This is a genomic window from Candidatus Palauibacter irciniicola (assembly GCF_965208695.1).
Taxonomy (GTDB): Bacteria; Gemmatimonadota; Gemmatimonadetes; order Palauibacterales; family Palauibacteraceae; genus Palauibacter; species Palauibacter irciniicola.
The window spans coordinates 2,439,152-2,451,820 of the sequence record NZ_OZ242352.1; the positions used below are offsets into that span (position 1 = coordinate 2,439,152).

Annotated in this window: 12 protein-coding genes; 2 read left to right on the forward strand and 10 right to left on the reverse strand. The window is 70.8% G+C overall.

The annotated features are described in order from the left end of the window. Nucleotides 1-49: 49 nt before the first annotated feature. From ACOGI9_RS10585 to ACOGI9_RS10620, 8 genes are read right to left on the reverse strand one after another with little or no spacing between them, the layout of a single operon-like run. Nucleotides 50-877 carry a tetratricopeptide repeat protein gene (locus ACOGI9_RS10585; RefSeq protein ID WP_419857099.1) on the reverse strand — a complete coding sequence of 276 codons (828 nt, stop codon included), beginning with the start codon at nucleotides 875-877 and terminating at the stop codon, nucleotides 50-52. Continuing rightward, the gene (locus tag ACOGI9_RS10590; protein ID WP_419857100.1) at nucleotides 874-2,745 is read right to left on the reverse strand and encodes a BatD family protein; all 1,872 of its coding nucleotides are present in this window, start codon (nucleotides 2,743-2,745) and stop codon (nucleotides 874-876) included. The genes ACOGI9_RS10585 and ACOGI9_RS10590 overlap by 4 nt, the downstream gene beginning before the upstream one ends. Further along, nucleotides 2,745-3,506 carry a tetratricopeptide repeat protein gene (locus ACOGI9_RS10595; protein ID WP_419857101.1) on the reverse strand — a complete coding sequence of 254 codons (762 nt, stop codon included), beginning with the start codon at nucleotides 3,504-3,506 and terminating at the stop codon, nucleotides 2,745-2,747. Before ACOGI9_RS10595 ends, ACOGI9_RS10590 begins: the two co-directional genes overlap by 1 nt. Next, complete coding sequence (locus tag ACOGI9_RS10600; protein WP_419857102.1) at nucleotides 3,503-4,534, reverse strand: VWA domain-containing protein; 1,032 nt, start codon at nucleotides 4,532-4,534, stop codon at nucleotides 3,503-3,505. Before ACOGI9_RS10600 ends, ACOGI9_RS10595 begins: the two co-directional genes overlap by 4 nt. 17 nt (nucleotides 4,535-4,551) lie before the next feature. Next, complete coding sequence (locus ACOGI9_RS10605; protein ID WP_419857103.1) at nucleotides 4,552-5,547, reverse strand: vWA domain-containing protein; 996 nt, start codon at nucleotides 5,545-5,547, stop codon at nucleotides 4,552-4,554. Continuing rightward, nucleotides 5,544-6,527 (reverse strand): hypothetical protein, encoded by a 984-nt coding sequence (locus ACOGI9_RS10610; protein ID WP_419857104.1) that lies wholly within the window; start codon nucleotides 6,525-6,527, stop codon nucleotides 5,544-5,546. Before ACOGI9_RS10610 ends, ACOGI9_RS10605 begins: the two co-directional genes overlap by 4 nt. Then, on the reverse strand, nucleotides 6,524-7,399 hold the full coding sequence (locus ACOGI9_RS10615) for a DUF58 domain-containing protein (RefSeq protein WP_419857105.1): 876 nt from the start codon (nucleotides 7,397-7,399) through the stop codon (nucleotides 6,524-6,526). Before ACOGI9_RS10615 ends, ACOGI9_RS10610 begins: the two co-directional genes overlap by 4 nt. 30 nt (nucleotides 7,400-7,429) lie before the next feature. After that, entirely contained in the window at nucleotides 7,430-8,419 is a 990-nt protein-coding gene (locus tag ACOGI9_RS10620) for an AAA family ATPase (RefSeq protein WP_419857106.1), read from the reverse strand. A gap of 225 nt (nucleotides 8,420-8,644) precedes the next feature. On the opposite strand from ACOGI9_RS10620, the gene ACOGI9_RS10625 reads away from it, so the two are divergent. Next, nucleotides 8,645-9,895: an alpha-hydroxy acid oxidase gene (locus ACOGI9_RS10625; RefSeq protein ID WP_419857107.1), complete on the forward strand. Its 1,251-nt coding sequence runs from the start codon at nucleotides 8,645-8,647 to the stop codon at nucleotides 9,893-9,895. Nucleotides 9,896-9,920: 25 nt separating this feature from the next. Here the strand turns inward: ACOGI9_RS10625 and ACOGI9_RS10630 are convergent, their stop codons facing one another. Beyond that, on the reverse strand, nucleotides 9,921-10,565 hold the full coding sequence (locus tag ACOGI9_RS10630) for a DNA-3-methyladenine glycosylase family protein (protein WP_419857108.1): 645 nt from the start codon (nucleotides 10,563-10,565) through the stop codon (nucleotides 9,921-9,923). 80 nt (nucleotides 10,566-10,645) lie between these two features. Between ACOGI9_RS10630 and ACOGI9_RS10635 the strand changes: the two genes are divergently transcribed. Next, complete coding sequence (locus ACOGI9_RS10635) at nucleotides 10,646-11,920, forward strand: FAD-dependent oxidoreductase (protein WP_419857109.1); 1,275 nt, start codon at nucleotides 10,646-10,648, stop codon at nucleotides 11,918-11,920. On the opposite strand, the gene ACOGI9_RS10640 is transcribed toward ACOGI9_RS10635, so the two are convergent. Then, the gene (locus ACOGI9_RS10640; protein ID WP_419857110.1) at nucleotides 11,917-12,588 is read right to left on the reverse strand and encodes a MerR family transcriptional regulator; all 672 of its coding nucleotides are present in this window, start codon (nucleotides 12,586-12,588) and stop codon (nucleotides 11,917-11,919) included. The two genes, ACOGI9_RS10635 and ACOGI9_RS10640, sit on opposite strands and share 4 nt — an antisense overlap. Between the last annotated feature and the right edge of the window lie 81 nt (nucleotides 12,589-12,669).

Here is a 12,669-nt window from a genome sequence, read left to right on the forward strand (position 1 = left end):
GCTTGGCCCTCACAGCATCGGGTGAGCAGCGGGTTTTTGCCGCGGGCGGCTAAATCGTTTCGAGGTCTCCGGCTCGCACCCAGCCGACCTTGCCGTCTTCGAGCACGATCTCGAGCCAGTCGCTCGATCTCCGGTCGATCCGGACGACGGCCCCCTCGTGAATCGTGAACAACTGCAGCGAAGGATCGTCGGAGGGCGCGCTCTGGACGGCGGCCTCCGTCTGCAGGATCACCCCGCGTTCCGCGCGCCCGATGCTGAATTCACGGATCAGGAGGTTCGCGACGACGACGAAGGTGAGCGCGGCGGCGGCGACGGCGGCGTGGCGGGTCCAGCGCGGCGGTCCGGTGGAGAGGAGCCGGTAGAGCAGGATGGACGCCAGCCCCAGGTAGCCCAGCGCCACGATCGCGATGAGCCACGCGCGCGGCACGAGTTGCACCGCCCACCCGGCGACGCGGGGCACCCAGAAGCCGGGCAGCGGCGTGATCTGGTCGGCGGTCAGGGAGCGCGCCAGTGCCAGATTCGTGCGCACGCTCTCATCCCGGGGCAGCGCGACCCTGGCGCGCTCGTAGAAGAGGATCGCCCGGCCCAGTTCTCCGAGCCGGAAGTAGGCGTTGCCGATGTTGTAGTGAAGTTCGCCGCTCTCGAACCCGTCCTCGTACAGCCCGAGCCAGGCCTCGAGGGCCCCCTCATGGTCTCCGGCCTGGTAGAGGCGGTTCCCCGCCTGGAACCGGTCGGCGAGCGCCGCGGCGGGAGCGGCTTCCTGGGGAGTGGGGAACCCGGCCGCCGAAGCCGGGGCGGTCACCGAGGCGACAGCGAGCACGACCGCCGAAAGCCCGGCGGTCGCGTGTCGACGCCGGGCGGGCCGGCGGGCGGTCATCGGAGTTCTCCCGCGAGGGCGGACAGCACGGACTCGGCGCGGGCCAGAAACGCCTTGCGCTCCTCGATCTCGGCGCCGACCGGGGCGAACCGCTGCCGGTCGCAGGCTTCGAGGACGGCGAAGTACTCTTCGACGGCGGGCTCGCGGGCGCCGCGGTGGAGCAGGGCGGCGCGCAGGTCGTCGCGGATCATCCCGGCCGCGGAGGTGTCGAGCTTGTCGGCGACGAACCCCTCCAGCGCCTGGCCGGTCTCGGCGTAGAAGGCCCGCGCATCGCCGCCTCCCGCGAGCCCGGCCGCCCGGGCGAGGCGCTTCTTCGCCACGCGGGCGGCCCGGCGGTCGCGGGCGTAGGCCCGGTCACCGGCGAGCCGGTCGCGGCGTCGGCGCAGCCCGGCCGCGCCCGCGACCATGCCGACGGGCGCAAGCGCGACGATCCAGAACCATGCGTGGTCGAACAGCGTCTCACCCCGGCGGCGGAAGCGCGGCGTATCGGTCCGGATGAAGCGGATGTCCGAGCGCAGCGCCTCGACGGAGCCGCGCGCGCGTGCTCCCGGCAGCGCGTCCTCGACCGCCCGGCCCGTGACCCGCAACTCGACCGGCCCCGCCGACGCGATCTCGTAGCGGTCCGCCGCGGCGTCGTAGTACCCCATGTCGACGCCCGGTATCGTCAGCACCCCGGGCGCCCTCGGGATGAGGACGTACTCCCAGGTCCGCGTCCCCGAAACGCCCGCGTCGGCGGTCCGCAGACGATCCGAAACTTCGGGAGGAAAGGCCTCCACGGTCGGCGGGAAGGCGAGTTCCGGCGGCGCCAGCGCCTTCAGGTTGCCGGAGCCCGACACCTCCACGCGCAGCGTGACCGCCTCGTTCGCGGCCAGGCTGTCCCGGTCGACGGAACTCGCGACGGCCAGATCTCCGACGAGACCCGTGAAGTCCGCGGGCCGGCCCTCGGCGGGGAGGGGGAGCACGTCGATCTCGACCGGACGAGACGCGGCCCCCGCCGTCACGACGTCTCCGAACAGGGAGCTCCGGTTGAAGAACCCCCCGAACACATCGTCGAACGGATCGCGCGAACGCCGCTGCACGCGGACCTGCGCCTCGATCGCGAGCGGTTCGAGCGTCTTCGTGCCCGGCCCCGTCGGATACAGCGCCACCTTCCGGATCACGGCCGTCGCGTACGCGACCCCATCGCGCACGACCTGTTCGACCTGCGGCTGCTGCGGGAGTTCGAACTCCTCGACCCAGAAGCCCGCCGTGCCGGGGAGTCGCGTGACCCCGTACGAACTCACGTTGACGCGCGTGAAGAGCCGGTATTCGACGATGACCGGCTCGTTCTCCCGCACGCGGCGCTTGTCCGGCTCGGCGACGATGAAGAGGTCGTCCGGGCCGACGGTCCCCGGATCGGAAGGCTGCCCCGCGGGCGCTCCACCCGCTCCCGGCGCCGGCTGGGGAGCGGACGACACGCGCAGGCTCAGCGGCTCCGTCGTCAACGTCTCGCCGCCCGCCTCGACCGTCACCGGCCCGATCTCGAACGTCCCCTCCATCGTGGCCTGGAAGCGGTACTGCACGGTGAGCGAGACGGTCGTCTGGCCGTTCACGATCCGGACCGAGCTCTGGGTCCCGCTGCTCAGGAAGGCGGCGAAAGCCCCCATGTCGGGAAGGACCGGGTCCTGGTCGAAGCGCTGGACGCCGTCCAGGACGACGTTGAGGGTGAAGGTCTGCCCCACCCCGACCTCCCCGCGGTCGAGATGCGCGGAGGCCGTGACCTCCTGCCCGGCAAGCGTTCCCGGAGCGAGAAGGCAACCGATGAGCCAGCCGAGCGCGGCAACCGTGGCCGGGCGCCCGCGGCGGGCCGGGAGTCCAGGGCGTCGCATCACCAGTCCCGGCGCGGCCTCGTGCCGCGCGTCGGCGTGCGCGGCTGGCGGTTCACTTCATCCTGATCTTCCCGGATCGCGTCCAGCAGCCGCTCGGCCTCCTCCCTCGTCATCTCGCCCGGCGGGGGTGTTCCGTCCTGCGGCTGCGGTTCCGATTCGTCGGGCTCCTGCTCCGGGTCCTGTTCGGGCTGATTCTGCGGGTCCTGTTCGGGGTCCGGGTTCGGCTCGCCGCCCTGCGGTGGTGGCTCGCCCTCGTCTTCGTTCTCCTCGTCGTTCTCGCCGTCGCCCTGCTGCTGTTGCTCCTGCTCCTGCATCTGTTCGAGCACGCGCTCCAGGTTGTGCTTGGCGTCGGCGTCCGCCGGGTCGGCCCGCAGCGCCTGCTTGAAGGCCTCCAGGCTCTCGGGGAGCGCCCCCTGCCGGTAGAGCGTGTTCCCGAGGTTGTACCAGGCGGCGGCCGCCAGCTCCGGGTCGCCGCTCTCCACCGCGGCGCGGAAGGACTCCAGCGCGGGCTCGTAGTTCTCCCCCTGGTAGAGCGCGTTCCCATCGTTGAACCGGATGACGGGAGAGTCGGGGGCCTCGAGGAGCGCTTCCAGGTACTTCTCATGCGCCTCGGCGAAGCGTCCCTCTTCGTAGAGGCGGTTCCCTTCGCGCGTCTCCGCCCGTCCCGCCTGCGCGCGCACTTCGACCGGTGCCGCGGCCGCGAGGGTCGCGATGACCAGGGGCAGCCACAGCCGCCCGCTGCCGCCGCGCGTCGTGCTCACGAGAACCTCCCTCTCCAGACCCTCACCGTCGTCTTCCGGTCCGTCCACAGGCCTTCCAGGAACAATAGGAGAATCGCCGCTCCGAGGAAGATCTGGAACTGCTCCTCGTACTGCGTGACCTCGCGCGCGTCGATCTCCCGTCCGCCCAGCTCCGACACCTCCTCGATGAGCGCGGTCAACTCGCTCGCTTCGGGGGTGCTGCGGTAGAGCTGTCCACCCGTTCGCATCGCGATCTCCCTCAACGTCGCCTCGTCGAGCCGAGTCGTGACGACCGCCCCCGCTTCGTCGCGCTTGAACCCGGCCGGCCGGCCCGCCGCGTCGTACTCGGGAATGGGGACGCCGTCCGTCGAACCCACGCCGACCGTGTGGATCGTAACCCCGGCCTCGAGCGCGCGATCCACGGCCGGCTCGATGCCTCCCTCGTGGTCTTCGCCGTCGGTGACCACGATGATGATGCGTTCCTCCACCGGCGCGTCGGAGAAGGCGTCAAGCGCGAGTTCGAGCGCGGCGCCGAGGTCCGTCCCCTGCACAGGCACGAGATCCGTGTCCATCGCGTTGAGGAAGAGGCGTGCGGCCCCGTAGTCCGAGGTCAGCGGGCTCTGGACGAAGGCCTGGCCGGCAAAGGCGATGAGGCCGATGCGGTCCCCATCCAGCCGTTCGATGAGGCGCTGGATTTCGAGCTTCGAGCGCTGCAGGCGGTTCGGGGCGAGGTCCTCCGCCAGCATCGAGGTGGAGAGGTCGAGGGCGACGACGATGTCCATCCCCTCGCGGCGGACCGTCTCCACGCGCGAGCCGAACTGCGGGCGGGCGACGGCGACGACGGAGAGTCCGAGCACGGCGAGGAGGCCGACGGCCTTCCAGGCTCGGGCCCGCCGGTTCACGCTCCGGCTCAACTGGCGGACGAGCGCGAGATCGCCGAAGCGGGCCAGCGCCCGGCGGCGGTGCGCCGCGCCGCGCCACATCAGTCCGGCGGCCAGCGGGATGAGCGCGAGCCCGAAGAGCGCCGTGACGAACCCGAAGCGGAACACGATCCCCCCTCGCCGCGCTACGGCAGCCTTCTCAGGACCGTCTGCGCGAGCCCGATCTCGAGCAGCAGCAGTCCGAGTCCCGCCGCGAGCGGGAAGTGGAAGAGTTCGCCGTACCGCGTGAAGCTCTGCACGTCGATTTCGGTCGTCTCGAGGGCGTCGATTTCCTCGTAGATGCGTTCGAGACTCTCGCGGTCCGTGGCCCGGAAGTAGCGACCTCCGGTGACTTCGGCGACCTCCGTGAGCGTCGGTTCATCGACGTCCACCGGAATCGAGACGAGGCGCCGCCCGAAGACCGGATCATCGACGGGAACCGGGGCCGTCCCCCGCGAACCGGCCCCGATCGTGTAGACCCTGACCCCCAGCGCCCGGGCCATTTGAGCGGCGGTCGCCGGATCGATCTCGCCGCGGTTGTTCCGGCCGTCGGTGAGGAGCACGATGATCCGCGATTCGGCCTGGCTGGACTCGAGTCGCTTGAGCGCGGTCGCGAGTCCGAGTCCGATCGCGGTCCCGTCCTCGACCATCCCCACCTCCAGTTCGGCCATGACCGCGGAGACGGCCGGGTGATCGATCGTGAGCGGGGCCTGGGTGAACGACTGGCCCGCGAACACGACAAGTCCGATGCGGTCGTTGCGCCGGCGCTCGACGAAGTCCGCCGCCACCTCCTTGGCGGCCTCCAGCCGGTTGGGCGCCAGGTCCTGCGCGAGCATGGAACTGGAGATGTCGAGGGCCATGACGATGTCGACGCCCTCGGTCGACACGTCCTCGCTCGTCGAGGCGGACTGGGGGCGGGCGAAGGCGACGATGAGCGCGCTGAGCGCGAGAAGTCGCAACGCCAGCGGCACATGGCGCAGGCGGCCCGTGCGCTCGGCCCCCGCGCGGCGCAGGAGCGCAAGGTCCGGGTAGCGCAGGGCGCCGGTCTTCCGCCCGCCCTTCGCCAGGTGCCGGTACGCGAGCGCCGGGACGAGGAGAAGCAGGAGCAGGAGGAACGCGGGATCCGCGAATCGGTGGATCATGAGACGGCCGCGGCCGCTTCGGACTCCGCCAGGGGCGGGGGCACGAACTTCGTCCGCTCCACCAGCGTGCGCGCGTCGGCGAGAATGTTCCGGCAGGCCGCGTCATCCGGTCGCCATTTCGCGAACTTCACGAGGTCGCAGGCGTCCAGAAAGCGCTCGAAGGCCGTGCGAATGCCGGGGTCCACGCCGGCATGCCCCAGGCTCGATATCACGTCCGGCGTGACCATCTCCAGCGCCCAGATCCGGTAGCGTCCCTCGAGGTACGCGCGGATGATCCGGGACACCTCGACGTGGTACGGCTTGATCTCGCCGCGCTCCAGGAGAGGGGACGCCTCGAGCCGGTCCAGCGCCTCGAGCGCGATCTCGTGCGCCGGTCGGGCCGGCACCGGCGGCCCGGAGTCGACCCGGTCGGGGCGGCGGCGCCGACGGCGCCCCCACCAGTACCCGCCGCCGGCGAGAACCACGGCGAGCAGGAGCCACGGCCACAGGAGCAGCCAGTTGCGCGCGACCGCGCGCGGGCCCTTCACGTCGCGGATGTCCCCGCTCTCATCGAGCCCGACCGTGGTCACGCCGATGACCACCGGATCCGTGGAGACGGTGGCCGTCCCGTCGCCCCCGTCCGTGAGTTCGAGGGTAAAGGACGGGATCTCGAGTTCCCCGAGTTCGAAGGCGGTCACGTGAAGCACCGCTGCGGTCCGGGCGCCGTCCGCCGAGGCTTCGGGCGGGCTCGCTTCGAGCGCCAGCGCCTCGAAGGGGCCCAGCGAGAGCGAATCGGGCCAGCGCACCGCGAAGTCCGCCGGGTGCTCGATGGCGAGCCGCAGCGCAAGCGGGTCGCCCACGTGGATCTCCGTCGTGTCGGGCTCGATCGTGACCCGCGGCGACTGTCCCCGAAGGTCCCCGCCCGCGCCGAGCGCCCCGCACGCGAGCAGGAGGCCCACGATCACGGCCCGCCGGTTCCCGCGCCCCGGTCCCCGACTCATATGCGCCGCCCCCGTTCCTCGAAGAAGCGCATCAGCGGCCGCAGGTAGGGGCGCCCCGGACTGAGGTCCACGACGTCGACCTTGCTGCGCCGGAAGGTCCGGTCCTGTCCCGCCCGCGCCTCCTCCCCGCGGCTCGCGAACGCGGCGCGGAAGTCCCGGTTCGAGGTGTCGACGACGAGCCGTTCTCCCGTCTCGGCGTCCTCGAGTTCGACGAGTCCGATGGACGGCAGTTCCGATTCCCGCCGGTCCCTCACGCGGAGCGCGACGATGTCGTGCCGCCGGCCCGCGACCCCGAGCGCCTTCTCGAAGGGTTTCGACACGAAGTCGGAGACGACGAAGACCACGGCCCGCCGCCGGATGATGCGCGACAGGTATTCGAGCGCCGCGCCGAGGTCCGTCGTCCGGCCCGCGGGCTCGTGGTAGAGCATCTCGCGCAGGACGCGCAGCACATGCCGGCGGCCCTTGCGCGGCGGGACGAACTTCTCGACGCGGTCGCTGAAGATGATGAGCCCGACCTTGTCGTTGTTCTTGATCGCGCTGAAGGCGAGGAGGGAGCACACCTCGACAGCGAGGTCTCCCTTCATCCGCTCCCGGGTGCCGAAATCGCCGGAGGCGCTCACGTCGACGAGGAGCATCACGGTGAGTTCGCGCTCTTCCTCGAAGATCTTGACGTGGGGCGTTCCGGTGCGGGCGGTGACGTTCCAGTCGATGGTGCGGATGTCATCGCCGTAGTCGTACTCCCGGACCTCGGCGAAGTTGATGCCGCGTCCCTTGAACACCGAGTGGTATTCGCCCGAGAACACCTGGTCCACGAGCCCCCGCGTCGTGATCTCGATGCGGCGGACCTTCCGGAGGATCTCCCGCGGAATCATCCCTCGATCCCCTCCAATCCCCCCGGATCCCTAGGGGACCTCGACGCTGTCGAGGATCCGGTTCACCACGTCTTCGCTCGTGACTTCCTCGGCCTCGGCCTCGTAGGTGACGAGCACGCGGTGCCGCAGGACATCGAGGGCGACGGAGCGCACGTCCTCCGGCGTCACGTAGCCCCGGTGCCGCAGGAAGGCGTGTGCCCGCGCCGTGCGCGCGAGGCAGATGCTGGCTCTGGGCGACGCGCCGTAGGCGATGAGGTCGGCGAGGTCGTCGAGTCCGTGGTCGGCCGGCGCGCGGGAGGCGAAGACCAGTTCCACGATGTACCGTTCGACCTGCCGGTCCATGTAGATGAGGTCGACGGCGCCGCGCGCCCGGAGAATCTCGTCCGGCGTGACGACCGTCTGCGGCTCGGGCGCGGACCCGACGCCCATGCGCCGCATGATCTCCAGCTCTTCCTCCTTGTCGGGATACCCGATGGAGAGCTTGAGCATGAAGCGGTCCACCTGCGCCTCGGGGAGCGGGTACGTCCCTTCCTGCTCGATCGGGTTCTGCGTCGCGAGGACGAGGAACGGGTCGTCGAGCCGGAAGGTCTCGTCCCCGATCGTGACCGTCCGTTCCTGCATCGCCTCGAGGAGGGCGGACTGGACCTTGGCGGGGGACCGGTTGATCTCGTCGGCGAGGATGATGTTGGAGAAGATCGGACCCTTCCGGGTCTGGAACTCGCTCCGCTTGGGGTCGAAGATCAGCGTTCCAATGAGGTCGGCCGGGAGGAGATCCGGCGTGAACTGGATCCTCTGGAAGCCGGTGTCGATCGCCTGCGCGAGCGTGCGCACGGTGAGGGTCTTCGCCAGTCCCGGCACCCCTTCCATGAGCACGTGGCCATCGGCGAGCAGGCCGATGAGCAGCCGCTCGACCATGGTTCGCTGCCCCACGATGACCCGCCCCACCTCGTCGACGAGCCGCTCCACGAAAGCGCTCTGCTCGCGGATCTTCTCCTGTATCGCTTCGATGTCGTGACTCACCGCGGTGCGTTCCTCTCCTCTCGAATCGTCTCTCGAATGATCTGGCGCGAAGCTCTCGAACAGCCCCGGATACCCGGCGCCGATGGGGATCGGCGCTTGAAAGACATCTTATCGAATTTCGGCGTTGCCCGAACGGTTTTCGGCGCCCCCGCGTTGACGGGGGCCGTGGCGGCGGGCACCGTGAATCCAGACACTCCGTCGCGGAGTGCCAACCGGGAGCGCCGAATGTACGACACGCCGGAGCCGGGATCGGAATCGAAGGCCGTCCACCGTCGGGACCTCCTCCGCTGGCTCGCCGCCAGCCCCCTCCTTACCGCCTTCGCCGGGTGTGACCTGGGCCTCGTCGGGCGCGCAATGGCACAGGAGGCGCCCGCGCGGTCGCTCGACGACCTCGTCGGGTCGGCGCAGGAGGCGCTCGATGTCTTCGACCTGGAGAAGGTGGCCGCGCAGACGGTTCCGACGGCTCACTGGGGGTACATCAAGACGGGCGTCGACGGGGAGGGGACGCAGGCGAACAACCGGGCCTCGCTGGAGCGGATCTACATCCGCGCGCGCCGGCTGGTCGACGTCTCGAACCTCGACATGCGCGTCTCGATCTTCGGGCGGGAGTGGCCGACGCCGCTCATGATCGCGCCGGCGGGGAGCCAGGTCGCCTTCCACCGCGATGGTGAGCTTGCGACCGCGCGGGCGGCCGCGGCCCGCACCCACCTGCAGACGCTTTCGTCGGTGAGTTCCACGGGGGTCGAGGCGGTGAACGAGGCGCGGGGGGAGCCGGTCTGGTATCAGCTCTACGCGCCCCGCCACTGGAACGCGACGGTCGCGCTCGTGAACCGCGTCCGCGAAGCCGGCTGCCCCGTCATCGTGCTCACGGTCGATCTCCTCGGCGGAAGCAACCGGCTCACGCTGGAGCGCTACCGGCGGATCGACGACCGCAACTGCGAGAGCTGTCACCGGAGCGGCGGCCGCGCGGACCCCGTCAAACCGATGTACGAGGGGCTGCCCCAGGGCCCGCCGGACAGCGGCGGCCCCACCATGACGTGGGACTACGTGCACCGGCTGCGCGACATCACGGACCAGCGGATCGTCGTGAAGGGACTCGTGACCCGCGAAGATGCGGAACTCGCGCTCGAGCACGGCGTGGACGGGATCTGGGTCTCGAACCACGGCGGCCGCGCGGAAGGCAGCGGCCGCGCGACGATCGACGCGCTTCCCGAGATCGCGGAGACGGTGGCCGGCGAGGTGCCGATCATCGTCGACGGAGGCTTCCGCCGCGGCACGGACATCTTCAAGGGCCTCGCGCGCGGCGCGACGGCGGTGGCGATCGGGCGTCCCTACCTGTGGGGCCTCGGGGCATTCGGCCAGGCGGGCGTCGAGCGGGTGCTGGAAATCCTGATCGAGGAGCTGCGGATCACGATGGGCGCCGTCGGGACGCCGTCACTGGCCGACATCGGCCCCCACTCCATCGGCGTCGACTGACGAAGCGGAACTTCCCGGCGGGCTACTAGCGCGTGCCTCGCCGCTGCATTTCCGTCGTGTAGTACTCCCAGAGCAGCCGCGCCGCCACGCTCCGCCAGGGTCGCCAGAGGCGGGCGATGTCGCGGAGCGTCTTCTCATCGGGCCGCTGCTCGAGGCCGAGCGCGTGTCCCGCCGCGTTTCGCAGCGCAAGGTCGCCCGCCGGGAAGACATCGCTGTGTCCGGCGCAGAAGAGCAGGTAGACCTCGGCCGTCCATACGCCGATGCCCTTGAGGGCCGTCATGGCCGCGATGGACGCCTCGGCCGGCATGAGGCAGAGCGCCTGCGGATCGAGACGGCCGCTTTGAACCGCCTCGGCGGCGCCCTTGAGCGTCGCCTCCTTGGACCGTGACAGCCCGATCCGGCGGCACTGCGCATCGGAGAGCCCGGCGACCTGCGCAGGCTCGCAACCCTCCGCTTCCTGGACGAGCCGCTCCCAGATCGCGGCGGCCGCCGCCTTCGAAACCATCTGCGCAACGATGGTCCGGGCAAGGCCCTCGAAGCCCGGAGCCCGTCGCCGCAGCGGCACGGGCCCTGCCTTTTCGACAACCTCCGCGAGCCGTCCGTCGATCCGCACCAACGCCTCGAGGCCCACCGCGATATCGTCCGGCGTTTCTATCGTTCTTCCCTGCATTCTCCCCCTCCGCGCGTTCCCGCGGGAACGTTTCGACGCGCTCTCTGGCCGATCCGTGTGCCTGACATCAGTCTTATTGCGTGAAACGTCGAACGCTGATCAAGACCGTGGGCGCCGCGGCGCTGGGCTCGAGCCTCGGCGCGTGCTCCCCCGCGTGGCGCCGTTTTCCGCCCGGCCCCACCGCCTCGAGCCTCCCCCTCCTCCGCGTCGCGCCGGACCGCGTCATCCGGACCTCCGTGGGTCTCAGGCCCTTCCGGCCGGCCGGGTTCCGCGTGGCCGCGGAGCGGCTGGACGAGAAGACCGTCATCCACAACTACGGCCACGGCGGCGCGGGGATCTCCCTTTCGTGGGGGACGGGACTGCTCGTGTCCGAACTGGCCGAACCTCATCCTTCGAGGCAAGCCGCCGTCATCGGGGCGGGCGCCGTCGGCCTCGCCACCGCGCGGCAGCTTCAGCGCCGCGGGTTCGACGTGACCATCCACGCGCGCGCCCTCCCGCCCGACACGACCTCGAACATGGCCTATGCCGGGTTCTCGCCGCTCTCCAACCTCGTGTCGGCGCCCGAACGGACCCCGGCCTTCGACACCCAGTTCGACCGGGCCGTCCGCGCCTCCTACGAGCAGATGCAACGGCTCGCGGGCGCCGGACGCGGCGTGTCGTGGATGACGACGTACACCTGGACGAACCGCCTCACGGGTCGGCGGGTGGAAGATCCCGGACTCGACGAGACCGAGAGCGGCCTCGACCCGGGCCTCGACGTGGGCCCCACCGTGCTGCAGCCGGGAGAACACCCCTTCCCCGGCACCTATGCCCTCCGCCGGCCGACCCTCCGCATCGAGCCGTCGATCTATCTGGACCGGCTGATGGAGGAGTTCCTCCTCTTCGGCGGACGCGTGCGGATCCGGGATTTCGCGACACCCCGCGACCTCATGTCGCTCGACGAACCGCTCATCGCCAACTGTACGGGTCTCGGCTCGCGGGCCCTGTTCGGCGACGAGACGATGACCCCCATCAAGGGCCAACTCACGTTTCTCGCCCCGCAGCCCGGCATCGACTACAGCCTCGAAGGCAGCGCACCGGGCGGCGGCCGCATCGGGATCCTGCCGCGTTCGGACGGGATCGCGCTCGGACACGTGATGGAGCGCGGCGACTGGAGCCTCGAACCGATCGAGGAGGCGATCGCGACGCGGCTCGACCGCGCGGGCCGCCTCGTGGCGGCGATGGCGGACCACCCCTCCGGACTCGGCGGGGTCGCCGCCGCCCCGCGGTTACCCGCGATGCGCGCCGCGCTCGAACACGACGCCGTCCCGGCGACCCCGCCCCCGGTCGAGAGCTTCTACGACATCGAGTCCTAGCCGTCCGACAGCCGTTCGCGAATCCTGCGCCCGATGGCCTCGAGCACTGCGGCGTCTTCATCCGCGACACCGCGGACCGAGAGCGTGACGCCGGACGCAATCTCGATCCGCGCCCATCTTTCCACCCCACCCACGGGGTCGGCGCCGCAGTCCGCCACCTCCCGGAGCGCGATCAGCAACGCGGCCAGCTCCGGATCGTCGGCGGGAGACGCCGCCGCGCGAGGCCAGTCCACTTCCCCCTCTCGCACCATCAGCCGGTCCTCGAGGGCCGCATGCCGCGCTTGGGGGGCGGCGAAGGCGGCCGGCGCCTCCGGCCGTTCCGCCGCGTCCGCCGTTCGTAGCGAGGAACCCGTTCCGGCGGACGAGCCGGAGAGGAGGTCGGCGGTCACGGCGATCCGTCCGTCCGCCACGCCCGCGATCAGTTCCGGCGACGATCCCTCGAACACGGCCCCGATCTCGCGGAGCGGGGTCGCGGGCACACTCCCCGCCCCCTCCGCGTCGCGGACCCGTCGAATGAAGAGGAGGCGGTCCCGCACGAGCTTCGGATAGCGGGTCTTCGGCCCCCTCCGGCCGACGCGCGGAAGCAGTCCGACCTGCACGTAGTAGGCGATCGTGCGTCGGCTGAACCCCGTCTCCTCCTCCAACTCCCGGGCCGTGTAACTGCGCATGCCGTTTCCGCCGTTCCAGTTCTGAGTGACGTATACTGTCGTTTACAGACGACAGCCGTTGACTTGTCAGAATCTCCCCGT